Source organism: Leifsonia naganoensis (assembly GCF_013410615.1).
Lineage (GTDB): Bacteria > Actinomycetota > Actinomycetes > Actinomycetales > Microbacteriaceae > Leifsonia > Leifsonia aquatica.
On sequence record NZ_JACCHJ010000001.1, the window covers coordinates 2,581,563 to 2,606,071 of the forward strand.

General features: G+C 71.8%; 23 protein-coding genes. 17 read left to right on the plus strand and 6 right to left on the minus strand.

The annotated features are described in order from the left end of the window. Positions 1-4 precede the first annotated feature (4 nt). Complete coding sequence (locus tag HNR14_RS12500; protein WP_179701321.1) at positions 5-1,150, plus strand: MFS transporter; 1,146 nt, start codon at positions 5-7, stop codon at positions 1,148-1,150. Between the two features lie 32 nt (positions 1,151-1,182). Here the strand turns inward: HNR14_RS12500 and HNR14_RS12505 are convergent, their stop codons facing one another. From HNR14_RS12505 to HNR14_RS12515, 3 genes are all read right to left on the minus strand, one after another. Then, positions 1,183-2,064, minus strand: a complete 882-nt coding sequence (locus HNR14_RS12505; RefSeq protein ID WP_179701322.1) for a hypothetical protein — start codon at positions 2,062-2,064, stop codon at positions 1,183-1,185. 174 nt (positions 2,065-2,238) lie between these two features. Next, positions 2,239-2,997, minus strand: a complete 759-nt coding sequence (locus tag HNR14_RS12510; RefSeq protein WP_281371365.1) for an NADPH-dependent F420 reductase — start codon at positions 2,995-2,997, stop codon at positions 2,239-2,241. Next, entirely contained in the window at positions 2,913-3,725 is an 813-nt protein-coding gene (locus HNR14_RS12515) for an inositol monophosphatase family protein (protein WP_179701324.1), read from the minus strand. Before HNR14_RS12515 ends, HNR14_RS12510 begins: the two co-directional genes overlap by 85 nt. Positions 3,726-3,791: 66 nt before the next feature. Here HNR14_RS12515 and HNR14_RS12520 point away from each other — a divergent pair, with 66 nt between their 5' ends. From HNR14_RS12520 to HNR14_RS12550, 7 genes are all read left to right on the plus strand, one after another. Next, complete coding sequence (locus HNR14_RS12520) at positions 3,792-4,694, plus strand: LysR family transcriptional regulator (protein WP_179701325.1); 903 nt, start codon at positions 3,792-3,794, stop codon at positions 4,692-4,694. A gap of 31 nt (positions 4,695-4,725) precedes the next feature. Next, on the plus strand, positions 4,726-5,028 hold the full coding sequence (locus HNR14_RS12525) for a YciI family protein (RefSeq protein ID WP_179701326.1): 303 nt from the start codon (positions 4,726-4,728) through the stop codon (positions 5,026-5,028). Positions 5,029-5,037: 9 nt separating this feature from the next. Continuing rightward, complete coding sequence (locus tag HNR14_RS12530; protein ID WP_179701327.1) at positions 5,038-5,793, plus strand: SDR family NAD(P)-dependent oxidoreductase; 756 nt, start codon at positions 5,038-5,040, stop codon at positions 5,791-5,793. A gap of 406 nt (positions 5,794-6,199) precedes the next feature. Beyond that, on the plus strand, positions 6,200-9,601 hold the full coding sequence (locus HNR14_RS12535; protein WP_179701328.1) for a hypothetical protein: 3,402 nt from the start codon (positions 6,200-6,202) through the stop codon (positions 9,599-9,601). 57 nt (positions 9,602-9,658) lie between these two features. Then, the gene (locus tag HNR14_RS12540; RefSeq protein ID WP_179701329.1) at positions 9,659-11,371 is read left to right on the plus strand and encodes a hypothetical protein; all 1,713 of its coding nucleotides are present in this window, start codon (positions 9,659-9,661) and stop codon (positions 11,369-11,371) included. A 178-nt stretch (positions 11,372-11,549) separates the two neighbouring features. Beyond that, positions 11,550-12,962 (plus strand): amidase family protein, encoded by a 1,413-nt coding sequence (locus HNR14_RS12545; protein WP_218875034.1) that lies wholly within the window; start codon positions 11,550-11,552, stop codon positions 12,960-12,962. Further along, entirely contained in the window at positions 12,956-13,426 is a 471-nt protein-coding gene (locus HNR14_RS12550) for a DUF3237 domain-containing protein (protein ID WP_179701330.1), read from the plus strand. The genes HNR14_RS12545 and HNR14_RS12550 overlap by 7 nt, the downstream gene beginning before the upstream one ends. Before the next feature lie 33 nt (positions 13,427-13,459). Here HNR14_RS12550 and HNR14_RS12555 read toward each other — a convergent pair whose 3' ends face one another. Continuing rightward, positions 13,460-14,023 carry a TetR/AcrR family transcriptional regulator gene (locus HNR14_RS12555; RefSeq protein WP_179701331.1) on the minus strand — a complete coding sequence of 188 codons (564 nt, stop codon included), beginning with the start codon at positions 14,021-14,023 and terminating at the stop codon, positions 13,460-13,462. 187 nt (positions 14,024-14,210) lie between these two features. Between HNR14_RS12555 and HNR14_RS12560 the strand changes: the two genes are divergently transcribed. Genes HNR14_RS12560 through HNR14_RS12590 form a run of 7 tightly spaced genes read left to right on the plus strand, consistent with a single transcriptional unit; the run spans position 14,211 to position 21,530 of the window. Next, on the plus strand, positions 14,211-15,854 hold the full coding sequence (locus HNR14_RS12560; protein ID WP_179701332.1) for an ABC transporter substrate-binding protein: 1,644 nt from the start codon (positions 14,211-14,213) through the stop codon (positions 15,852-15,854). 7 nt (positions 15,855-15,861) lie between these two features. Next, the gene (locus HNR14_RS12565) at positions 15,862-16,812 is read left to right on the plus strand and encodes an ABC transporter permease (protein WP_179701333.1); all 951 of its coding nucleotides are present in this window, start codon (positions 15,862-15,864) and stop codon (positions 16,810-16,812) included. After that, on the plus strand, positions 16,809-17,672 hold the full coding sequence (locus HNR14_RS12570; RefSeq protein ID WP_021764566.1) for an ABC transporter permease: 864 nt from the start codon (positions 16,809-16,811) through the stop codon (positions 17,670-17,672). Before HNR14_RS12565 ends, HNR14_RS12570 begins: the two co-directional genes overlap by 4 nt. Next, positions 17,669-18,478 carry an ABC transporter ATP-binding protein gene (locus HNR14_RS12575; RefSeq protein ID WP_246311566.1) on the plus strand — a complete coding sequence of 270 codons (810 nt, stop codon included), beginning with the start codon at positions 17,669-17,671 and terminating at the stop codon, positions 18,476-18,478. The genes HNR14_RS12570 and HNR14_RS12575 overlap by 4 nt, the downstream gene beginning before the upstream one ends. Continuing rightward, entirely contained in the window at positions 18,471-19,376 is a 906-nt protein-coding gene (locus tag HNR14_RS12580) for an ABC transporter ATP-binding protein (protein WP_179701334.1), read from the plus strand. The genes HNR14_RS12575 and HNR14_RS12580 overlap by 8 nt, the downstream gene beginning before the upstream one ends. Then, complete coding sequence (locus HNR14_RS12585) at positions 19,373-21,073, plus strand: CocE/NonD family hydrolase (RefSeq protein WP_179701335.1); 1,701 nt, start codon at positions 19,373-19,375, stop codon at positions 21,071-21,073. Before HNR14_RS12580 ends, HNR14_RS12585 begins: the two co-directional genes overlap by 4 nt. Next, positions 21,063-21,530, plus strand: coding sequence for a DUF3237 domain-containing protein (locus HNR14_RS12590; RefSeq protein ID WP_179701336.1), 468 nt, complete (start codon positions 21,063-21,065; stop codon positions 21,528-21,530). Before HNR14_RS12585 ends, HNR14_RS12590 begins: the two co-directional genes overlap by 11 nt. On the opposite strand, the gene HNR14_RS12595 is transcribed toward HNR14_RS12590, so the two are convergent. Further along, positions 21,527-22,018 carry a DUF3237 family protein gene (locus tag HNR14_RS12595; protein ID WP_179701337.1) on the minus strand — a complete coding sequence of 164 codons (492 nt, stop codon included), beginning with the start codon at positions 22,016-22,018 and terminating at the stop codon, positions 21,527-21,529. The two genes, HNR14_RS12590 and HNR14_RS12595, sit on opposite strands and share 4 nt — an antisense overlap. After that, positions 22,015-23,286, minus strand: coding sequence for a flavin-dependent oxidoreductase (locus tag HNR14_RS12600; RefSeq protein WP_179701338.1), 1,272 nt, complete (start codon positions 23,284-23,286; stop codon positions 22,015-22,017). The genes HNR14_RS12595 and HNR14_RS12600 overlap by 4 nt, the downstream gene beginning before the upstream one ends. 129 nt (positions 23,287-23,415) lie before the next feature. Here HNR14_RS12600 and HNR14_RS12605 point away from each other — a divergent pair, with 129 nt between their 5' ends. Together HNR14_RS12605 and HNR14_RS12610 are read left to right on the plus strand one after the other, a co-directional pair. Further along, a complete protein-coding gene (locus tag HNR14_RS12605; RefSeq protein WP_179701339.1) occupies positions 23,416-23,850 on the plus strand; it encodes a hypothetical protein in 435 nt (144 codons plus the stop codon). Positions 23,851-23,894: 44 nt separating this feature from the next. Further along, positions 23,895-24,401: a GyrI-like domain-containing protein gene (locus tag HNR14_RS12610; RefSeq protein ID WP_179701340.1), complete on the plus strand. Its 507-nt coding sequence runs from the start codon at positions 23,895-23,897 to the stop codon at positions 24,399-24,401. The last annotated feature ends 108 nt before the right edge of the window (positions 24,402-24,509 follow it).

The following is a 24,509-nucleotide window of genomic DNA, read 5'->3' on the forward strand; positions in this document are numbered from 1 at the left end:
CGGGGTGAGCGCGTACCTCGACCTCGTCCGTCTGCCCGGTATCGCCCGCATCACCGCGGCGCAGCTGCTCGCGCGGTTCCCGCTCGGGATGCTGTCCCTCGCCGTGCTGCTGCACGTCGAGCGGCTGACCGGCTCGTACGCCATGGCCGGGGTGGTGGTCGCCTGCCTGAGCGTCGGGCAGGCGGTCGCCATGCCGCTGACCAGCCGGCTGGCCGCGCGGCTCGGCGTCCGGGCGACGGTCGCCGCGCTCGCCGCGGTGAACGCGGCGGCGATGCTGGTGCTCGCGCTCGGCGGCCCGCAGCCTCCACTGCTCATCGCGCTCGGCCTCGTGATCGGCGTGACGGTGCCTCCGCTCATGCCCGTCGTCCGAGCGCTCTACCCGCGGCTGGCGCCGGAGGAGAGCGTGCCCGCGCTCTTCGCGCTGGACACGTCGGCGCAGGAGCTGATCTGGATCCTCGGACCGGTGGCGGCGACCCTCCTGGCGACCACCGTGTCCACCGCCTTCCCGCTGCTCCTCGCGGCGGGCGTCGCGATCGTCGGGACCCTGTGGTTCCTGCTCAGCCCGCACCTCGGCGGGCTGCGGCTCGAGCGCAACCGCGCTCCGTTCGGCCGTGTGCTCGCCGTGCGGTCGATGCGGCTGGCGGTCGCCGCGAGCTTCGGGCTCGTCGCGTCCTTCGGAGCGCTGGAGATCGCGCTCGTGACCCGGTTCGCCGACGAGGGGCCGCTGGTCGGCGTTGCTATCGCGATCGCGAGCCTCGGCTCGCTGGTCGGCGGCTTCGCGCTCGGCCACCGGCGCCTGGGGCCGCGGACGCTCGCGCTGATCCTGGCCGGGATGGCCGCCGCGACGGCCGCGGCCGGGCTCATCACGGCGCTGCTGCCCCTGTTCGCCGTCATGTTCCTCTCGGGCCTGGGCTACGCTCCCTCGCTCGCCACGCTGTACGCGATGGTCTCGGAGTCGCTCGGCGAGGGCGAGTCCGCGGAGGCGTTCGGCTGGCTCAACACCGCCGGGCTCGTGGGCGGGGCGGCGGGGACCGCCGTCGCGGGATTCGCGGGTCAGAGCGGGGGAACGTTCGGGCCGTTCCTGGTCGCGACCGCGTTCGTCGCGCTCGCGGCCGTGCTGCCGCTGGTGCCGGGGGTGCGGCCGCGCTGAGGTCGGTGCTGCCCGGGCCGCGGCCAGCGCGCTCAATACGTGACATGGCCAGGGCCGCAGGCCGTGGCGGGATCGCCGTTCCAGCCCGCCGGTGCGGCGTAGAAGGCGTCGCAGAGGCCGGTGCCGACATACGCGCGGCCGTAGTCCGCGTCGGCGGCGTCGGGTTCGATGTCCATCACGCTCAGCCCGCCGGGGACGGCTTCCGTCGTCTCCGTGCCTCCGGTCAGGACGGTCATCCTGAGCCCGACGTCGCAGACGCGGACGGCGGTGGGGTCGGTGGGATCGCTATCCATGCGGCCGGGCACGATGTCCACGTCGATCACGACCTGCTCGCCCTGCTTCAGCACGATCGTCCGGGCGGGGAAGTAGTCCTTCCTGATGCCGTCGGCGGAGAACGCGAACGGGCCGGGATCGCTCTCCTGCGGGTAGAAGGTCATGCTCTCCGAGTTGACGCCGTCCCCGCGGCCGGTGGCCTGCCGCACGATCGTCCCACGCGAGGGCGTCTTGCATTCGCTGGTGATGGACATCCCGACGATGCGGACCGGGTCCTGCCGGTTGCCGGTCACCGCGAGCGCCTCCTCCGTGCCGTTGGCGACCACGCCGTGCTTATGGGCGACGAGCCACGCGTCCTCGTGGCGCACATCCATCGCCGACAACGTCTTCACGTCCGAAGGCGAGAGGGACTGGCCGGCGGGCAGGCTCACATCGTCGAGGCCCGGCTGTGTGTCGGTATGCACGGCGACCGGCGGGCCGGAGGTCGTCGCTCCGGCGAACCAGTGCTCGCCCGACTGGACGACTCCGGTGACGACCAGACCGATCACGGCCGCGCCCGCGGTCGCAGCGACCCACACGGCCACGCGCCGCCACGGATGCGGCGTCGCGGTCTGCTCGCGCGGAGGCGTCTTACGCGCCATCTCGTCCCACGGGAACAGGATGCGCCGAAACGCCGCGCGCGGCAAGCGCCGTGCGCGGCGGACGGACGGGCGGACGGGCGGGCGGGCGGACGGGCGTCTGCGGCCCTGCGGTACGTTCGCGGTCGGGCGAGCGGGCGCGGACGTACCGCAGGACCGCAGTCGTGGGGCGCGGGCTCAGGCGGCGACGGTGATCGCGAACGGGGCGAAGCCGCGTGCCGCGAGCAGGTCGGGCACGAAGAGGATCATCGCCTCGGGGCCGCGGGCGGTGCGGATCCCGCCGAGGTCGAGCACGGCGTCCGCCGTCCAGCCGAGGTCGGCGAGCAGGCCGATGGTCGTCGCCTTGGCGTCGGCGTCGTCTCCCGAGACGAACGCCGTCGCCGGGGTGCTCAGGATCTGCGGCGCCGTCATGACGGTGAACAGCATGGTGTTCAGGGTCTTGACGACCTTCGTGTCGGGGAGCGCCTCCTGCAGCTTCTCGGCCAGGCTCGAGTTCGGGTAGGTGAGCGTGCCCGGCAGACCGTCCCGGCCGCGCTCGACGGCGTTAGAGACGTCGATCAGGATGCGGCCGGTCAGTTCGGAGCGCAGGCCCGACAGGAGTTCGAGCGAGGTCTCGCCGGGGGTCGCGTTGATCACGATGTCGGCGGAGGCGGCCGCCTCCGGGAGGTCGGCGTGCGTGATCGCGCCGGTCAGCCAGTCCGGGACGGCGGGGGAGCGGGTGCCGACGATGACGGAGTGGCCGGCGGCGGCGAGAGCGGTGGCGAGGGCCGAGGCGACGCGGCCGGCTCCGAGGATGGCGATGGAGGACATGGGGATCTGCTTTCTGGTCGGGGTCGAGCGGGTTCGGGTGCTCAGGCGAGCGGGGAGAGGACGGCGACCGCCTCGTCGTGCAGGCGCGGGGCGGTGGCGAGGAAGTCGGTGCTGTCGAGGGTCCAGGCGTCGCCGTGGAGGTCGGAGACGGCGCCGCCGGCCTCGCTCACGAGGAGCGCGCCGGAGACCAGGCCGGACCGGACGGCGCTGTGCTGCCAGAACACGTCCGTGCGCCCGGCGGCGACCTGGATCAGCTGCAGCGTCGCCGGGACGGAGACGCGCAGCACGAGGCCGGCGTTCAGCATCGCCTCGGTGGAGCGCGCGATCGTCGCGAACGTGTCGGCCGTCTCCCGAGGCGACGCCTGGCCGGTGCCCGCCAGCGCCGCGTCGAGGCGCGTCTTGGCAGAAGGGGCGATCGGCGTCCCGTTCAGAAAGGCTCCGCCGCCGAGGACGGCCGTGTAGGTGTCGCCGCTGAGGGGAAGGAGAACGACGGTCAGGACGGGGACGTCGTCGCGCACGAGCGTGGCGGTGACGCCCCAGTCGGTCATCCCGTGGATGTGGTTGATGTTGCCCTCCACGGGATCCGTCACCCACCATTCGCCGGCGGGCAGCGGGCCGCTCTCGAGCTCGTCCTCCGCCCAGCCGGCGCCGGGCCGCAGGGCCTCCAGGGCCGGGCGCATGACGGCGAGGGCGGCCGTGTCGTTGTCGGCGATGGCGCGGACGACGTCCGCGCGGTCGACGAAGTCCGGGCGGGTGCCGAAGCGATCGATCAGGACGCGGCCGGCCGCTTCGAGGGCCGCGGTCACGCCGGGGAGGAGGGCGATGTCGTTGTCGAGGTTCGCGTTGCTGTTCATGACTCCAGTGAACGGCCGCGCTCACATAACGTCAAATAGATAGTATGCAGTTGTACTATTACCGCGATGCAACTCGACATGAACCTCCTCGCCGCCCTGGACGTCCTCCTGCAGGAGGGGAGCGTCGGCGGCGCCGCGGACCGCCTCCACCTGTCGCAGCCCGCGATGAGCCGTACCCTCGCCCGGATCCGCGCGGCGACCGGCGACGAGATCCTCGTGCGTTCGGGTCGGGCCATGATCCCCACCCCCTACGCCGTGAGCGTGCGGGACGAGGTCCACCTGCTCGCCGAGCAGGTCCGTTCGGTGCTCTCCCCGTCGCGCGAGTTGCGCCTCGAGGAGCTGGAGGCGACCTTCACGCTGCAGTGCCACGACGCCATCACCGCGACCCTGGCGCCGCGGCTGCTCCAGCGTGTGCGGGCGGAGGCGCCCGGCGTACGGCTGCGGTTCCTCGCCGAGGCCAGCACCGACGACAGCGGGCTCCGAAACGGCCGGACCGATCTGGAGGTCGGCTCCGGCATCGGGGCGACCGCCGATATCGAATCCGCCACCATCACCAGTGGGCGGTTCGTCGTGGCGATGCGTGCCGGGCATCCCCTCGCCGCGCGCTCGCTCACGCCCCGGCGGTACGCGGGGGCCGAGCACGTCATCGTCTCGCGTCGCGGCCGGTTCACCGATCCGGTCGACGGCGCATTGGAGGCGCTCGGCCTCGGCCGCCTGGTCGTCGCGACGGCCCCGACGAGCGCCGCGGCCCTGCACATCGCGCAGCGGACCGACTGCGTGACGACCGTGCCCGAGGGGATCTGCCAGACCGACATCGACGCGCTCGGGCTCGTCGCGGTGCCCCATCCGCTCGACCTCCCGCGCGTGCCGATGATCATGAACTGGCACGCGCGCAACCGCAACGACCCCGCCCAGCGCTGGCTGCGCGCGCTCGTGCGGGAGGAGCTGCACTCGGTCGCACCCTCGTGACCCCGGTGCAGCGATCTGGGATCCTCGACGTATGGCATCGTTCATCTTCATCTACCGAGCCGGTCCGGATCCGGTGCCCGATGACCGGGTGCGTGAGAACCGGGAGGCGTGGCACGCCTGGAACACCGCCCTGCAGGAGGAGTACGGCATCCGCACCGCGGGTGGCCGCACCGTGACGGCGGTGGGAGACACCGCGTACGACGGCGATGTCCGCGGTGCGTCGATGGTGGAGTTCGACACGCTGGACGACGCGGTGGCCTTCGCCCGGAACAGCCCGAATCTCGCGTTCGGCGGAACGGTCGAGGTGCTTCAGGAGTTCGACCGCGCTCGCTAGCCTGGGTCGATGTATCTCCAGAAGCTCTTCGGGCTGGACAGCCGGACCGCGCTGGTCACCGGAGGGAGCTCCGGGATCGGCAGAGCCATCGCCGCTGCTCTCGCCGGCGCCGGCGCTCACGTGCTGGTCGCGGCGCGAACCGAGTCCGCGCTCGAGTCGACGGTGGCGGAGATCCGATCCGACGGCGGGTCGGCGGCTGCGATCCGCGCCGACCTCTCCACCCGCGACGGAGCCCACGCGCTGGCCGACGCCGCGGGGGAGGTCGACGTGCTCGTGAACTCCGCCGGCATCAACCTGCGCCCTCCCCTGCCCGAGCTGGACGAGGGGACCTGGGATGCCGTGATGTCGGTGAACCTCGACGCCCCGTTCATCCTCGGCCAGCGGCTCGCGCCGGGCATGGCGTCGCGCGGGTACGGCCGCTTCATCCACATCAGCTCGCAGCAGGCGCACCGACCCTTCGCCGCGAGCGGCGCCTATGGCGTCTCCAAGGCGGCCGTCGAGGCGCTGGCGCGATCGCAGGCGGAGGCGTGGTCGGCGCAGGGGATCACGGCGAACGCCCTCATCCCGGGATTCGTGCAGACCCCGTTGAACCGGCGGCTCAGTTCAGATCCCGCGACCGTCGAGGCGCTGGCCGCGCGCACCCTGATCGGACGGAACGGGATCCCGGAGGACTTCGCGGGTGCGGCGGTCTTCCTCGCCGGCCCCGCCTCCGGATACGTCACCGGGCAGTCGATCGCCGTCGACGGCGGGTTCTCCGTCCACTAGAGCGGGGAGCGTCAGGCAGCCTCCACAGCGGTGCCGTCACGCCCGCCGAGTTCGAGGGGCTGAAGGCGGAGGAGCTCGGCACGGCGGTGTAGCCGGCCGCTCCCGCCGGTTCGCAGCTGCTGCGCCAGGGGACGTCTGCGCCCGCTCGCCGGGCCGCAGACGCACCGTGCCGCAGCATTCGCGCGCGCTCGGACGGGTCGCCGACCGGTCGCAGAGTGAATGCTTTCATTTTGTGTGACGTAAGATTCGTCGCCGTATTTCGCCCGCGATTCCGCGGAAGTCGAGCGACTCTCGAACACGCACCTATCGATCACCTCTTGACGAGCCACTCGAACAGGGGGTATCAATGAATCGTTTCATCGATCTGATCGATATCCGCGCTCTGCTCCAGTGAGGTAGCACCGACATGCATTCGTCTGCACGTAGAACTTCCGTCCGCGCGCTCGTCGCCGTGGCCAGCGTGGCGCTCGGCGCCGGGATCATGGGCGGACCGCCGGCGGCCGGCGCCACGACTCCCACGCCGACGCCGACTGCGACCGCAACTCCGACTGCGACGCCGACTGCGACGCCGACCGCGACGCCGACCGCGACGCCGACACCGACTCCGACACCGACTCCGACACCCACGCAGTCCCCGGCCCCGGTTCCGCCGGCGGCCGGCACCACGTACTACGTCGACAACAGCAAAGGCTCCCACTGCTCCGACTCCGGCGCCGGTACGCGTCGCGCGGCACCGTGGTGCACGCTCGCACCCGCCGCGGCGAAGACGCTCGGCCCCGGCGAGAGCCTCCTGCTGGCGAAGGGCGGCTCCTGGGCGCAGCAGCTGACCATCCGGATGGCGGGCAGCGCGGCCCGGCCGGCGACGATCGGCAGCTACGGGACGGGCGCGGCGCCGCGCATCCTGGGCAACGCCACGGGCACGGGCGTGCTGCTGACCGACCCGGACCACGCCGTCGTCACGGGGCTCGACATCGGGGCGAAGAACGCGGCAGGAACCGGCGTGCTCGAGTACGGCTTGCTGGTGGACTACACGACGGTCGGTCACGAGGACCTGACGATCAGCGACCTGACCGTCCACGACAGCACCGTCGTGGGCATCGACGTGCACTCCACGGGTGCGGTCACCATCAGCCAGACAGCGCTCGACGGGCTCACGCTGCGCGGCATCAGCACGACGCACAACGCGCACGGGATCGTGGTCGCGCAGGACGGCGACATCATCGACATCCCGACCCCGGTGACGCCGGGAAACGCGGGCGAGAAGGTGTTCAGGAACGTGCTCGTCGACGGCATCCGTCAGACGAAGGACGACGCCGACCAGCCGTCGCCCGCCGACGTGCCGGCGCAGATCGGCATCGGCTGCCCGGACAGCCTCGCCCTGATCAACGCGACGGACGTGGTGGTCCGCGACTCGATCCTCGACGGGTCGGCGGGATGCCGGACGACGAACGGCACCGCCGCCGTCTTCCTCGGCCGCCTCCAGAACGTGCTCATCGCCGACAACATGTTCGTGAACACGCCGAACACGCAGAACCCCGACATGGTCGCGATCGACCACGAGGCCCTGACGAGCGACGTGACGATCGCGGGCAACTACTTCGCCGACAACTACGGCGGCGCGATCGAGTACCTGGCCATCCACGGCGACGATGACTTCTCGCTCGGCAACGCGGCGCTCTCGAACGTCTTCCTGGACAACGGCGCGTCCAACGCCATCCCGTATCCCGGTGACGGTGCGATCGCCCAGATCGGCGACGGCCCGACGGTCACGGGACGCGTCGCCGACAACCTCGCGTCCGAACCGAACGGCCTCCTGAACGCGCACTTGAGCGGCAGCACCGCCGGCTTCGCCACCTCGAACAACGTGCTGACCGACGCTCGCGCCGACATCTTCCACGCCGCCGCCCAGTATCGGGCGAAGGCGTCGCCGTGGGGCTACCAGCGCGGCTCCGGTGCGACGTGGTCGTCGCTCCCGTACGACTCCTCGACCGCGACGTACCGCCAGGCGGGGGTCTCGGTCGGTCGATTCGGGGTCTCTCCCTCCGCATCCGGCGCGGCGGCGATCACCTGGACCGCCCCGCGGTCCGGCGTCGTCAGCGTGCGGGCGTTCCCGGTCGCGCACTCGGGCACCGCGAACGTCGCCGTCACGGTGAACGGTCGCGTCGTGACGAAGGGGGAGGCCGACACAGCGGGGGCCAACCTCACCGCCGACGAATTGACGGTGCGGGCGGGAGACGTGATCCGGTTCGCCGTCGCTGCCGGCGGTGGCGCGGTCAGTCTCGCACCGGCGGTCGCGTACACCGCGCAGGCGCGGTCGACCGATGCGACGGGCCAGTGGACTTTCTCCGTCGCGGGAGATGCCCAGGGCTGGACGAGCAACGTCCCGACCACCGTCCGTCGCGGCGCCCTCTCCCTGAAGGCCGCGGGCGGGACGACCACCCTCGACTCCGCGCCGAAGCTCGGCCTCTCCGCCGCCGCGAGCTCGGCCCTCCGGCTGACCTACCAGAACGACACGAGCGCGACGGAGGGACGGATCTTCTTCTCCACGGCGAGCGGAGGGGCGTTCAGCGCGAAGGACTCGGTGGCTTTCGCGATCAACCCGGCGTCCGACTCCGGCACCGCCATCGGGTATCAGACCGTGCTCGTGCCGTTGTCGGGCAACCGGGACTGGACGGGCACGATCCAGCGGCTGCGCATCTCCCTCGCAGGCGCCACCGGTGACATCCAGGTGGCGGCCATCGAGCTGGCGAAGCCGGCTGCACCGGGGTGGGAGTTCGACACCGCCGCCGGGTGGACGGAGAACCCCCACGCCGAGTGCGTGAGCGCGGGCACACCGTCGGCCCACCCGACGATCGACGTCGACAACAGCGCGGGCGCCTTCGACGCCGCGGCCGACATCAACTGGATCTCGTCGCGCATGCAGACGTTCCGGGTGAGCACCTCGCGTCTCGCGCAGATCGACCTCTGGGCGTACAAGACGGGCGACCCCCAGGGCTGCCTCTACGTCCGCGTCGTGAAGATCACCGACGCCGCCACGCACCGCGGGACCACGCTGTTCACGGGAGCCGTCCCCCCGTCGGCGGTGAGCGAGAGCGGCGGACTGGTGAGCTTCTTCCCCGGGCTGACGGGCCTGGACCCGCGCGCCACGTACGGGCTCGAGATCCTCAACCCGTACTCCATCCCCGGGGCGGGCGACTACGGCGTCGGGTACAGCGACGACGCCGCCAAGCCCGCTGCGGGATTCGGCGAGTACTCCTCCACGGACAACGGCGGCACCTGGAGCGGCCCGGAGCCCGCGCGCAGCCTGCGGTTCACGACGTACACCGCCCGGACGATCGCGAAGCAGGATCCGGACGCCGGCTTCGCGCCGCTGGCGGTCACGGACGGCCTCGCCGGCAGCACCGGAGGCTGGGAGCCGGCACTGCGCTCGCCGTCGCTGTCGATCCCGGCGGCCTCGACCCGGTACGTCCACATCCGGATGAGCAACCCAGACGACCGCCAGGTCGCCTACCTGCTCTTCACCACCGCCGCGGACGCGGCCTTCGACCAGCCCGGACACGGCTGGCCGGTGCCGGAGGAGTCCGGCGGCAAGGGCGTCGTGTTCTCCCTGGTGCCCGGCCCCGGCTTCCACGACTACACGATCGACATGTCATCGGTCGCGGGATGGAAGGGGACCATCCGGCAGCTCATGATCGAGCCCGGCTTCCGCTGGAGCTACCGCACCAACGGCGACCTCGGCACGACGTGGAACGGGAAGGTCGACGACGTCCGCCTCGACGACGGCTCCGTGCGCGCCGCGCGTCGCTGACGAGCACAGACGCACTGACTCCACAGATGCACTGACCATCACAGAAAGGGAAACGCAATGACGCGATACTCCACACGACGCCGCGGAGCACTGCTCGCCGCGGTGACGGCCGGCCTCCTGGTCACCGGGGTGCTGGCGGTGGCCGCGCCCGCCGCGGCGGCCGGCACCACGCACTACGTCAACAACGCGAGCGGCTCGGGATGCTCCGACGCCGGAACCGGGACGAGCACCAGTTCGCCCTGGTGCACCTTCACGCCCGCGAACGCCCTGACGCTCGGCGCCGGCGACAGCCTGCTGCTGGCGCGCGGCGCCTCCTGGTCGCAGCAGCTGAGCCCGACGCTCGCCGGCACCTCCGCGGGGGTCGCCACGATCGGGGCGTACGGCACGGGAGCCGCACCGCGCATCCTGGCGACGTCGACGGGGACCGGGCTCGCGCTCACGAACCCCGACTACGCCGAGGTCTCCGGGCTCGACATCGGCGCGAAGACCTCGGCCGGTCTCGGCGCGCTGTCGTACGGCATCATGGCGACCTACACCTCGCTGAGCCACCACTCGCTCACGTTCGCGGACCTGTCCGTGCACGACAGCGTCCAGATCGGCATCCTCGTGCGCTCGACCGCGACCCAGACGGTCGCCCAGACGGCGCTCGACGGCCTGACCTTCGCCCGCGTGACCACGACCCACAACGCGCAGGGGATCGCGACCGTCGGCCAGGGCGGGTTCACCGACATGGCAGCGTCGCCGACCTCCGGCAACGAAGGGTCGAAGGTCTTCACGAACGTGCTCGTCGACGCCGTCACCGAGACGCACGACGACGCGAACCGGTACCTCGCCAACCCGGGCAACGGCGTTCCGTGCGCCGGTCTGACCCTGCAGTACGCGAGCACGGTCGTGGTGCGCAACTCGGTGTTCGACACGGAGGGTTCGTGCTACACCGCGGTCGGGACGACGGCGATCTTCCTCGGCCGGGTGAACCACGTGAAGTTCCTCAACAACATGGTCGTCAACACGCCCAACACCGCAAGCCCCGACATGTGCGGCATCGACCTCGAGTCGATGACGAACGACGTCACGATCGCGGGCAACTACTTCGGCGATAACTACGGAGCCGCCATCGAGTACCTCGCCATCCACGGAAGCGCCGACTTCTCGACCAACCACGTCGTCTCGTCGAACGCCTTCTACTCCAACGGCCGGGGCGCGATCGCCCAGCTCGGCGGCGACAGCCCCGTGCAGGTGAGCGTGACGAAGAACCTCTCCTACCAGCCCGCCGGCTTCGTCACCGCGGGTGACGGCGGCACGACGACGGGCATCTCGGTCGCCGCGGACAATGTGACGGTGACCAACGGCGCCACCGCCGCCCAGTCGGCCGTGCAGTTCGGCTCCGCGCCGTGGGGATACCAGAGCGGCTCGGGATCGACGTGGACCGCGCTCACGTACGGCTCGTCCACGGCGACCTACACCGGCTCGGGCGTGACGATCGGCCGCTTCACCCTCACGCCGTCGGCCTCGACCGGGGCCGCGCTCGCGTGGACCGCGCCTGCCGCGGGGACGGTGAGCATCCGCGGCTTCGCGGTCGCGACCAGCGGCACGCCGACCGTCACGGTCAGCCGCAACGGCACGGCGGTGACGTCGGCCGTCGCGAGCACGTCGGGGACGGCGGTCGCCGCCGGCCCCATCACCGTCGCCGCGGGCGACATCCTCCGTTTCGTGGTGCCGGCGGGTGCGAGCGCCGTGAGCTGGGCGCCGTCGGTGGCGTACACGCCGTAGCGCGGAGCGAGCGGACGGGCCGGAGGGGCTGTGGGTGTCCCTCCGGCCCGTCCGTGTCTCCGGCACGGTCCGTGTCGTTCCTGCCCGGCAATTTTGTTAGTCAGTATTGACCATCAATCGTGCGGTCCCTAGAGTCGTCAGCAGAGCCGGTGCCGCCGGCGGAGACGAAGGAGACAGCGTGAGCCTCGAGCCCTGGGAGATGTCCGCCGGCGAGATCGCGGAGGCGGTGCGGACCGGGTCTCTGACGGCGACCGCGGTGGTCGAAGCGCACCTGCGCAGGATCGACGAGATCAACCCGCGTGTGAACGCGCTCACCGTCGTCTTCGCCGAACGGGCACTCGCGCTCGCCGCGGACCTCGACCGCCGGATCGCCGCGGGGGAGGACCCGGGCCCACTCGCGGGCGTCCCCTTCTCCGTCAAGGAGAACATCGACATGACGTGGTCGCCCACGACCGAGGGCGCGACCTTCCTCCAGGGCAACCAGCCGGCGGACGACGCCACGGCGGTCCGGCGCATGCTGGCGGCCGGCGCCATCCCGATCGGCCGGGGGAACATGCCCGACTTCGGTCTGCGCTGGGACACCGACAATGACCTGTTCGGCCGCACCCTCAATCCCTGGGTGCGCTCACTCGTGCCCGAAGGGTCGAGTGGAGGCGACGCCGTGGCGGTCGCGACCGGGATGGCCGCCATCGGCCTCGGTAACGACTACGGCGGCTCGCTGCGCCTCCCGGCCAACGCCGCGGGCGTGACGGCCCTGCGCACGAGTGCGTGGCGAATCCCGGCCCCGGTCGTCGCGCCGGCTCCGGTCCCGCTCTCCCTGCAGCACTTCGCGGTCAACGGGCCGATCGCCCGCTCGGCCGCCGACCTCGATCTGGCGTTCGCCGTCCTGCACGGCGCCGACGAGCGCGACCCGCTCTCGATCACGGTGGAGCACCCTCGCTCGTATGACGGGCCGCGCCGGGTCGCGGTGGTCCGCGATCCGCTCGGCTGGGGCGTCGCGCCCTCGGTCGCCGATGCCGTGGATGCCGCGGCCAGCGCCCTGACGGACGCGGGCTGGCAGGTCGACGAGGTGGAGCCGCCGATGCTGGAGGAGGCGGCGGTGCTCTGGCGGCGCCTCTCGGCGTACGAGATGAAGGGCCTGTTCGCCCCGGGTGCGCTCCCGGCGCCGCTGAGCGACGGAGCCGTCCAGTACTTCCAGGACAACGTGGTCGGCGTCGAGCCGTTCGCGTCGGTCGACGACTACGCCGACGCCTGGGCGAAGCGGGTGCTCATCGCCGCCCTGTGGCACGAGTTCTTCGCCGGGCACCCGATCATCCTCGGTCCCGTCGCGACGGCCGAGCCGTTCCCGATCGGGTACGACCTCGACGGGCCGGAGGCGGCCGATGAGCTGTGGCGACGCCACCGCCTGGTCGTGGCCGTCAACTTCCTCGGCCTGCCGTCCGCCGCCGTGCCCACCCACGTCGCCGACTCCGGCTCGCCCGTCGGCGTGCAGCTGATCGCCGACCGCAACGCCGACCACGTCGCGCTGGCGGCGGCCGCCGACGTCGAGCGCGCGCTCGGCCGCCTGACCCCGACCGCACCGCGATGGTGACGGGGCTCCTGGAGCCGCACCTCGAGTTCGCCTTCGAACTGCGGGTCGAGGTGGGTGAGCCCGTCCGGATCGGCGGCGAGGGAGGCGAGGACCGCAACTTCACGCCGATCACCGGCGGTGTCGTCGAGGGTCCGCGGCTGCGGGGCCGGGTCGTCCCGGGCGGCGGCGACTGGTGGATCACCCGGGGCGAGACCACCTTCCTCGACGCCCGCTACCTGCTGGAGGCCGACGACGGAGCCACGATCGACATCGTCAACCGGGGATACTTCTGGCTCGCCGACCCGGGTTACGGGGCGGCGTTCGAGGCGCGCGAGCACATCCCGGAGGAGGCCCTCTACTACCGGACGGCCCCGGTGTTCTCGACGGCGGCGCCGGAGCACGCGTGGCTCGGCCGGCACCAGTTCGTCGGGATGGCGCGGCCCGGACCCGATCGCGTCGACATCCGCGTCTTCGTCCTGAGCTGACCGGGCGACCCGCCGCGGGGCGGACCTCCCCGGTCAGTGCTCGAGCAGTCGCTCGCCGTTCTGCCGCACGATCGCGTCGAAATTCCTCGCGGGGTCGAGGTCGCTCATGGCGGCGTTGCCGATGGCCAGCGCCAGGAGGGCGTACGCCCGCTTCCAGAGCTCGTCCGTGTCGGCGTCCGGGTAGTTCGCGACGAGCACGGCGTGGATCTCGCGGCGCAGGGCGGTGTAGCCGTCGAGCATGGCGCCGCGGATGTCGTCGTTCGTCCGTGCCGCGTTCAGCAGCTCCAGGATGACCGAGTTGTCGTCGGTCGGTGCCGAGAACGGCGCGCCGTACAGGTAGTCGAGCATGGTCGGGACGCTGTCCGGCTCGTTCTCGGCGCCGGCGAGCTCGTCGTCCTTGCCGATCTCCCACTGGACGAGGGCGAGGACGAGGTCCTCCCGGTTGCCGACGTAGTGGCGGATGTGGCCGCGGCTCATGCCCGACTCCGCCGACACCTTCTCGAGGGTGAGCCCCGCCAGACCGACGCGGGCGACGCAGCGCGCGGTCGCCGCCAGGATCTGTTCGCGGCGCTCCGCCTTCACGCTCGGTCTGCCCATGATCTCCCCAATCTAGCCGGACGGCATTTCTGACGGCGACACGAATTCTTTTGTTAGTCAGTATTGACCAAAAACGGGTCTGGCGCTTAGTCTCGGCACAATCCACCACGGCGGTGGTCCCCGGATCCCGTCGTCCGCCGGAACGTCCTCGGCGATTCACCCCCGTTGCGAAACGAAAGGCAGCCCGATGAAACGAGTCCTTGCCATCGCCGGATCCGTCGCCCTGGTGGCGACACTGGCCGCGTGTACGTCCTCCCCGTCGTCCACCTCCACCGGCTCCGACGGCCTCTACCCGGCGTCCAAGCTGGTCACCACCACGACGGCCGCCACGAAGACGGCCGACAAGGTCACCTGGGCGCTGTCGGCCGGCGAGCCGCCGACGCTCAACCCGATCCAGTCCGGAACGGACTCGTCGTACCTCGTCAACGCGAACCTGTGCGAGAACCTCCTCTCGCTCACCCCCGACTTCGCCGTCGCCCCGGGTCTCGCCTCCTCGGCCGACTGGACGGACCCCACGACCTTCACCATCGAGCTGCGGGACGACGTCACCTTCTGGGACGGCACCCCGATGACCGCGGACGACGTCCTCTACAGCCTGCAGCAGAGCGCCTCGCCGACGACGGGCTCGGTGAACGTCGGCCTGTTCGCCGCCGTGACGTCGATGGCGGTCACGGGGGCGCACCAGGTCACGCTGCACTTCGCGGCGCCGGACTCGCAGTTCCGCAACGCGCTAGCGACGACCGCCGGCGTGGTCTTCGAGAAGGCGTACGCCGAGAAGGCCGGCCAGGCGCTCGGCACCTCCTCCGGCGGCCTCATGTGCACCGGCCCGTTCGAGCTGAAGAGCTGGACCCCCGGCAAGAGCATCGTCACCACGGCGAACCCGCACTACTGGAACGGCGAGCCCAAGACCAAGGAGCTCGACTTCGTCTTCATCGCCGACAACTCCACGCTGACCAGCGCGCTGCTGTCGGGGGAGGTCGACGGTGCCTACGACGTGCCGACCTCGAGCGCGAAGACCCTGTCGTCGTCGACGTCGGGCGCGCTGTACTTCGGGCCGAGCACCGGCTCGCTGAGCTTCGGGCCCGTCGCCGACAGCGGACCGGCCGCCGACCCGCGCGTCCGCCAGGCGCTCAACCTCGCGATCGACAAGACGGCATACGTCAAGACCGTGCTCGGCGGCTACGGCGCCGTGGCCAAGACCTTCAGCCTCCCGCTCACCTTCTCGGGCCTCCCGGACGCGGCGATCTACCAGAAGGGCTACGACGCGCTGCCGGACAACCCGGTCGACCTCGCCGCGGCCAAGAAGCTGATCGCGGAAGCGAAGCCGGAGGCCAAGGACCTCGTCTTCGCCATTCCGTCGGGCAACCAGGAGCTGCTGCAGTCGGCGACCATCGTGCAGGCCGCGGGCAAGAAGCTCGGCCTCACGATCACGATCAAGCAGCTGCAGGCGACCGACTTCGCCGGTCTCTTCTACGACGCCTCCGCCCGGAAGGGCATCGACTTCATCGGGACCATGGGCTACCTCAACGCACCGGGCCCGATCACCAACGCCGCCTTCTTCACGATGCCGCAGCCGCTCGGCCTGTTCAACTGGTCGGGCTACAGCGACCCGGAGGTCACGAAGCACCTGACCGCCGCCATCCAGACGACCGACGCGACGACCGCCGCGAACGAGTTCGTGAAGGCCCAGGCGATCTACGACGAGTCCCAGCCGCTCGTCACCCTCGGCGCGAAGTACTCCTCGGTGTACCTGAGCTCGAAGCTCACCGGCGCCACCGTCTCGTTCGCCTACATCGGCTCGCCGTGGGCGCTCCACCTCGGCGCCGAGTGACGGCCCGATGAACGTCCTCCTCTTCACCGGCAAACGGCTGCTGGCGCTCGCCGTCACGCTGATCATCGCCAGCGTGCTCATCTTCCTGGCGTTCGCGCTCACCCCGGGCGACCCGGCGGCGGTCCTCGCCGGCGGGTCCCGGCCCGACGCGCAGACGCTGGCGGAGATCCGCCACCAGTTCCACCTGGACGCGCCGCTCTGGCAGCGCTACCTGATCTGGGTGGGCGGCCTGCTCACCGGTGACCTGGGGGAGTCGTTCGTCTATCGCACTCCGGTCGCGGACCTCATCGGTCCGCGGCTGGAGACGACGCTGGTCCTGACGTCGTACGCCGCACTGCTGATCCTCGTCTTCGGCGTGGGCAGCGGCATCGTCGCCGCCCTCTCCGGGCGCATCGCGGACCGGACGGTCACCATCGCCGGCTCGATCCTGATGGGAGCCCCCACCTTCGTGGTGGCGATGTTCCTGATCTGGCTGTTCTCGCAGCAGCTCGACTGGTTCCCGGTCTACGGATCCGGGACCGGGCTGGCCGACATGCTCTGGCACCTGACGCTGCCCGCCGTCGCGATGAGCTGCGCGTATCTGGCGTTCCTCTCCCGGATCACGCGCAGCGCGATCCGGGGGCAGCTCTACGCGGAGCACGTCGAGACGGCGACGAGCCGGGGCGTCCGCCGGAGCGCGGTGGTGATCCGCCACGTGCTGCGCAACGCGTCGCCCGAGATCCTCGCCGTCTCCGGGATCACGCTGGCCGGGCTGATCGCCTCGACCGCGGTCGCCGAGACGGCCTTCGGGGTCAGCGGGATCGGCTCCCTGCTCGTCCAGGCCGCCGGGCGCAAGGACCTTCCGGTGGTGCTGGTCGTCTCGCTGATCATGGTCGTCGCCTTCGTGGTCATCAACACGGTGGTCGATCTGGTCAACGTGGCCATCGATCCCCGGCTCGCCCAGAGGAGGACCGCATGAGTCTCGCCCAGCTCGCCGGCTCACGGCGCCTCCCCTTCGTCCGCCGGGCGTCGAGCATCGGCTGGCTCACGATCGCCGCGATCGTGTTCCTCGCCCTGCTCGTGCTCGTGGCGGTCCTCGGTCCGCTGATCGCGCCCTACGACCCGGACGCGGTGGACGTGATGAACGCGCTCGCCGGGCCCTCCGCCGCGCACTGGTTCGGGGTCGACGACACCGGCCGCGACATCTTCTCGCGCGTGCTGGTCGGAGCGCGCCCGACCCTGGTCGGCCCCGCCTGCGTCGTGCTCATCGCGACCGTCGTCGGGACGGCCCTGGCCGTCACCGCCGCGTGGTTCGGCGGCCTGTACGACACGATCGTCTCCCGCGCGATGGACATCGTGTTCGCCTTCCCCGGCATCATCATCGCCATCATCGCGGTCACGATGTTCGGCCCCGGGCTCGTCGCGCCGGTCGTCGCCCTGTCGATCACCTACATCCCGATGATCGCCCGGGTGCTGCGGTCCGCGGCCCTGCGGGAGCGCAACCTGCCCTATGTGGCGGCGCTCCGCGTGCAGGGGATGCCGGCCCGCGCGATCATCGTGCGCCACATCGTCCCGAACCTGATGCCGCTCCTCTTCGTGCAGGCGACGATCGGCTTCGGCTACGCGCTGCTCGACCTCGCCGCGATCTCCTACCTCGGGCTCGGCCTCCAGCCTCCCGCGGCCGACTGGGGCCTCCTCATCGCCCAGGGCCAGCCGGCGATCATCCAGGGCCACCCGCAGCAGTCGCTGATCACGGCGGCCCTCGTCGTCCTCACGGTCATCTCCGTGAACCTGATCGGCGACCGCCTCGCCCAGCACTACGAGATCGGAGAACGATGATGCCGCCGCTGCTCGACGTCCAGGACCTCCGCCTGCGCATCTCCACCGCCTCCGGCGACCGCGAGATCCTGCGCGGTCTGTCGTTCTCCGTCGCACCGGGGGAGGCCGTCGGAATCGTCGGCGAGTCCGGGTCGGGCAAGTCGCTGACGGTGCGCTCCATCATCCGGCTGCTGCCCCGCACGGCGACCCCGAGCGGCCGCGTGCTGTTCGCCGGGAGGGACGTGCTGGACATGACGCCGGACGAGCTGCGCCGGTACCGGTCGCACGACGTCGCGATGATGTTCCAGGACCCCCGCGCGCACATCAACCCGGTGCGCACCATCGGCAGCTTCCTGACGGAGGCGCTGGTGCTGGAGCGGGGGGTGCCGCGTCGGGAGGCCGAGCGCCGGGCGGTCGCCGTGCTCGATGAGGTCGGCGTCTCGTCGCCCCAGCGGCGGATGCGGCAGCGGCCCCACGAGCTCTCCGGCGGCCTCCTGCAGCGCGTCATGATCGCCGCCGCGCTGCTCGCCCAGCCCCGGCTGCTCCTCGCCGACGAGATCTCGACCGCGCTCGACGTGACCACGCAGGAGGAGGTGATGGCGATCCTCGACGAGGAGCGCCGCGACCGCGGCCTCGCCATGGTCTTCATCACCCACGACCTCGACCTCGCCGCCGCCGTGTGCGACCGCCTGCTCGTCGTGAAGGACGGACTGATCGTCGAGTCGCTGACCCCGGGGCGCGAGCACGAGGCACGCGACCCGTACTCGATCTCCCTCATCCAGGCCCGTTCCTGGTACACCGCACCGACGGGAGCACCCCATGCCTGAGCCGATCCTCGAGGTCGCGGGACTCGTCAAGGACTTCAGCGTGCGGCGCGACGCAGGCTGGGGGCGGGAGGACTTCCGCGCCGTCGACGACGTCTCGTTCGCGCTCGCCGCCGGCGGTTCGCTCGCGGTCGTCGGCGAATCCGGCTCGGGCAAGTCCACCACCGCCCGCATGATCGTCGGTCTCGAGCTCGCGGACGCGGGCAGTCTGCGCGTCGCGGGGGAGGAGTGGGACCCGACCCGCCGCGTGCGGGGAGCCGTGCGCCGGCAGCGCGGGGCCCGCATCCAGATGGTGTTCCAGGACCCGTACCAGTCGCTCGACCGGCGGCAGTCCGTCGGGTCGTGCCTCGACGAGGCCCTGCGGCTGCACACCGGTCTCGACCGGGCCGCACGGGCGTTGCGCGTGAGCGAGCTGCTCGCGCAGGTGCGCCTCGACCCCGGCAGCGCGACGGCCCTGCCCCGCGCGCTCTCGGGAGGCCAGCGGCAGCGCGTGGCGATCGCCCGGTCCCTGGCGGCGCGGCCCGACATCCTGGTGCTGGACGAGGCGGTCGCCTCGCTCGACGTGTCGATCCAGGCCCAGGTGCTCGCCCTGCTCGCCGAGCTGCGCGCGCAGACCGGCGTCGCCCTCCTCTTCATCTCGCACGACCTGCCCGTCGTGAGCCAGGTCTGCGACGAGGTCATCGTGATGAAGGACGGCGCGGTCGTCGAGCGCGGGACCGTCACCGCCGTGCTCGAACGCCCGGAGCACCCGTACACGAAGCGGCTGATCGCGTCCGTCCCGCGCCCCGGGTGGCATCCGCGCCGCCTGAGCGCCCGCACGGAGCCGCCCACCGCATCCGCGACCGCACCCGCATCCGCACCCGCATCCGATCCACGACGAGAGGCACCCGCCCAGCCATGAGCATCGACTACGAGCGGATCGACGCCGCGCCCATCCCGCCGGCGGCCCGCAGCTTCCGGGTGCGGATGCGCGACGGCGTGCACCTGGCCACGGACGTGTACCTGCCGGAGGGCACGGACGCGCCGGGCCCCACCATCCTCATCCGCCTGCCGTACGACAAGGCGGGCGACTACGCCTTCATCCCGCTGGTCGCGGAGTACATGACCGGCCGCGGCTACCGGGTCGTCGCCCAGGACGTGCGCGGCAAGTTCCGCTCGGAGGGGCAGGCGCTGCTGTTCGTCAACGAGGCCGACGACGGCTACGACACCATCGAATGGGTGTCGCGGCAGTCGTGGTCCGACGGGGCCGTGGCGATGTGGGGCGACTCGTACTACGGCTACACCCAGTGGGCCGCCGCTGCGTCCGCGCATCCCGCGCTCAAGGCGATCGCGCCCCGGGTCACCGGCACGCGGCTGGGCGAGTTCCCGACGGCCGAGCCCGGGTCGCGGCAGCGGGATGTGGAGATGGCGATCATCCTGCTCTACCCGCTCACCCACTTCCACTCGCAGGAGACGTACCTCTGGGAGCCGGACTGGTCCGAGCGGCCGTACGTGCGCGACCTCGAGGAGTTCCAGCGCGAGGTGGGCACCCGGTCGGCGTCGTTCGACCTCTGGTACCCGCACCCGGTGATCCTGCCGCGGTTCCGGGACGGGAGCCCGTTCGACGCCCCCGCGGTGCCCGTGCTCAACACCATCGGCTGGTGGGACAACTGCGCGCCGTGGTCGTGGCACGACCACGAGACGATCGCGCGCCGGCCGGCCTGGCGCCAGAACGAGTTCCTGCTGCTCGAGTCGATCGACCACGAGAACTACCCGTTCGGCTACCGCGGCGGCGAGCGCACCCTGGAGGAGACTCGGGAGATGCTCCCGGCCTACCTCGACCCCGCCCTGGAGTTCTTCGACGTGTTCGTGCGCGGCGCGGGTGCGCCGGAGTCGATCCCGCGCGTGCGGTGGAACCTCGCCGGAACGGAGGGCTACCGGCACTCGGCGGTGTGGCCGCCGGCCGGAGCGGCGCCGCGCACGCTGTGGGCGCACGGCGACGGGAGGCTCGCCACGGCGGCCTCCGAGCCGTCCGAAGCGCGCTGGCGGCACGACCCGGACGACCTGGTGCCGTCATCGGCGCCCGATCCCTTCTCCTTCCTCCTCACCTCGCCCGACGAGCGCGCGCTCGCGGAGCGGCCCGATGTCGTCGGCTTCGTCGGCGACGCGACGGCGACCGACACCGACCTCGCGGGGCCGGTCTCGGTCACGGCGACGGTCGTGAGCACCGGACCCCGCACCGATCTGTTCGCCCGCCTCTACGACGTCGCGCCCGACGGCGCGCTGTTCCGCATCGCGCGCGGCCAGACGACCATCGAGCGGGCGGAGGAGCCGCTGACCGTCACGCTCGACCTGGGCCACGTCGGCTACCGGCTCCGGGCCGGGCATCGTCTCCGCCTCCACCTGCAGAGCAGCGACTTCCCGGAGTTCGTCCCGCAGCCGGGCACGCACGAGTCCGGCTGGACGGCGGTGGAGGTGCGCCCCACCGAGCAGACCGTGCTCCTGGGCGGCCCCGATGGCCTCCGGGTCGACCTGCTGGTGCTCGACGACCCGGGACCCTCCCATCCGCTGATCGCGGAGCGCACGACGACCACGAAGGAGACCGGCCATGGCGCCTGACGAGAACGGCCCGCGACTCGAGTTCGTCTTCGAGGTGCGGGTGGATGTGGAGGAGGGCTGGCACGTCGGCCGCGGCGCCGACGAGCGGCTCTGGTTCACGCCGATCACCGGCGGGACCGTGCACGGCCCGCGCCTCGACGGCGTGGTGCTGGCGGGCGGCGGCGACTGGTCCGTGCAGCGGGGCGGAACGACCGAGCTCGACGCCCGCTACCTGCTGCGCGCCGACGACGGCGCCGTGATCGACATCCACAACCGCGGCTACTACCGGGCGTCTGCGGAGGTGGAGGCGCGTGTCGCCGCGGGGGAGTCCGTCGACGAATCGCTCTACTACTTCCGCACGGCGCCCCGGTTCCAGACCGACGCCCCGCAGCACCGCTGGCTGGCGGAGAACCAGTTCGTGGGGCTCGCCCGCGACGAGGAGGGGCAGATCAGGATCCGCTTCTTCCTGGTCCTCTAGTCGATGCGGTACGCGGTGTAGCGGATGCTCTGGGCCTCCCGGGCGCAGGATGCGACGAACAGGCGCTTCGTGAGCTCGGGCCGCGCGGCCGACTCGAACGACAGGAACGTGCGGAAGTAATAGGAGGCCGGGTCCACGTCCTCCCCGCGGCCGAGCGCCTGCAGCACCGCGTCGTCGCCGGCGCGGACGCCGGCGGCGCGCACGTAGAGCAGCTCGCCGTCCGCGCTCCGGGCCGAGCAGCGCGCGTCGATCTCGACCGTGCCGTCCGGCCGGATGAGCTGCCAGTCGGCGCCGCCCGGGAGGATGCGGCCCGTGAAGCCGCCGTCGACCGTGCTGCCGTCGACCGTGCTGCCGTCGACCGTCCCTCCGACGATCGGCACGACGCGGCGCCGACCTGCCCCGGTGAGCCCGTGGTCCTCGGCGGCGCCGAGCTCGACGCGCACCTCGAAGGCGGCCTGCAGGGTGGGGACAGGGAGGGGGCGGCTCACCGCCGGGCGTCCGTCCGGGCGACGGCCGGGCTGAGCGACGGCCGGGTGTTGAGCGTCGCCGGGTCGAATCCCGCGGCGCGCTTGTAGCCCGTCGCGATCTCGGTCAGCTCGGCCGGCGAGAGGACGTCCTCGATCCGCTCGAAGCCCTGCGGTGCGCGCTCCCGGGCCAGGACCATGACGCGCTCGGGCCCCTGCTGCCGGGTGAGCTCCAGCAGTGCGGCCGTCGCCGGGCGTCGGCGCTCGTCGTAGGCGGCGAGGGCCGCGTCGACGTCGCCGGCGGTGGCGAGTTCGTACGCCAGCGTGCGCGCGTCGATGATGGCCTGCGAGGCGCCGTTGGAGCCGTTCGGGTACATCGCGTGGGCGGCGTCGCCCAGCAGGGTCGAGCGCCCCTCCGTCCAGCGGTCGAGGGGGTTCCGGTCGACCATCGGGTACTCGAGGATCTCGTCGGCGCTCGCGATCACCCCTGGCACGTCGAGCCAGTCGAACGACCAGTCGCGGAACAGCTCGACGATCGGCGCGGCCGCCACCGGTCGGTTCCAGTCCGCACCCGCCGGGCGCGTGCCGTCGGTGCGGATCTCGGCGATGAAGTTCACGGTGATCAGGCCGTCGGCGTCCGGCGCGCTCAGCGGGTAGGCCACGAACTTCTGCTCGTCGTCGCCCGCCATGATCATGGTGCGCCCGTCGAGGAAGGCGGGGACGCGCGCCGTCCCGCGCCACAGGATGAGTCCGTTCCACACCGGCTCGCCGTCCTCCGGGTGCCGTCGCCGGCGGACCGCCGAGTTGATGCCGTCCGCGGCCGCGAACACGTCGGCGTCGACGTCCACCGGGGAGCCGTCGTGGTGGAAGACCGCGTGCGCGGTGCCGCCGGCGGTCGTGACGGAGCGCACCGAGTGGCCCAGCCGGATCGCGTCCGTCCCGAGCCGCTCCCGCACCGCGTCGACGAGCAGCATCTGCAGCCGCCCGCGATGCACGGAGAGCTGCGGCCAGGAGTATCCCGCCGCCACGCCCCGCGGCTCCGACCAGATCCGCTGACCGAACCGGTTGTGGTAGCTGAGCTCGGCGGGCGCCGTGCCGATCGCCGAGACCGCGTCGGCGAGTCCCAGCTCGGTGAGCTCGCGCATGGCGTGCGGGAGCAGGTTGATCCCGACCCCCAGCGGTCGCAGCTCGGCGACGCGCTCGTACACCTGGATGTCGTCGAACCCCGCCTGCTTCAGGCTGAGCGCGGCGACGAGGCCGCCGATACCGGCTCCGGCGATTGCGATCTTCATCAACGACCTCTCTGTCGGTGGTGGCGCGTGGCCACCGGTGATGGTGACACTAATCAATGGGGCCATTGATAGTCAAGAAAGACTAACAAATCGACGACATCTGCCGCACTGCTCCGCTCCGAATACCGGGTGGTGAACACCCGTCGCTTGGTCGAACTCCACATCACCGCCTTCGTCTACGCATTCGTCGACGCAGGAGAATGGGTCGCGCTTCTCGGAGGGCGGGCGACGCCGCAGGGTCGCGAGCAGTTCCGTCGGCGGCTCGCCTCCCGTCCGCTGCTGAGGCTCGACCGTGCGACCGACCTGTGCGGCGTGTCGGCGCTGGAGGCAGCCGGCAGGCTGCGCGAGCTGGGAGCCGGGGACGACGCCGTGTTCGTGAAGGAGGGCCTCCAGCGAGACGAACTGACCACCGTGGAATCGGCTGTCCAGCGCACGTGGCAATCAGGCGAGGCGGCGATCGTCTCGTGCGTTCCCGGCCGGCTCGGCCTGTTCCAGGACGCGTCCGGTCATCGGTACCTGCTGCGCGCAATCGATGACGATGCGGGCGAGCGCGGCTCGGTGTGAGCACGGCCCAGTCAACCCCCGAGGGGTCGTGGGAGGATGTGCCCATGCCCACAGGCGAGCTGGATGTCGTGAGCGGTCCCGAACTGCAGTCCCGACCCGCGGTCCCGACGTTGGGCATCCGCGAGACCGTCCCGTTCCGGACGATGCTCTCGAACCGGGACCGCCTGCTCGCCGAGCTGATCGCCTGGCTCGACGAGCACGGTGTGGAGCCGGCGGGTCCCTTCTTCCTGCGGCTCCACGTGGTCGACATGTCCGATCAGATGCAGATCGAGGTCGGTGTCGCGGGCTCGTCCGACGCGACCGACGACCGGGTCCAGGCCGGGGTGCTCCCCGCGGGCGACTACGCCGTGCTGGCCTACCGCGCTAAGTCCATGGCGGCGAACCGTGCGCTGCACGCCTGGGTCCAGGAGCAGGGTCTCCGGCTGGACACCCGGCCGGATCCCGGCGGGGAGGCCTTCGCCTCCCGCTGCGAGATCTACCTGACCGACCCCCGCACGGAGCCGCGGAAGACCCGCTGGGTCGTCGAGCTCGCGTTCCTCACGCGGTCGTAGCCGCGCGCGCCGCGCCACGCCCCGCTCCCGCGCCGCGCCTCGTGACTGCGGTCCCGCGGTACGACCGCGCCCGCTCGCGCAGGTGCAGTCGTACCGCCGCACCGCGGT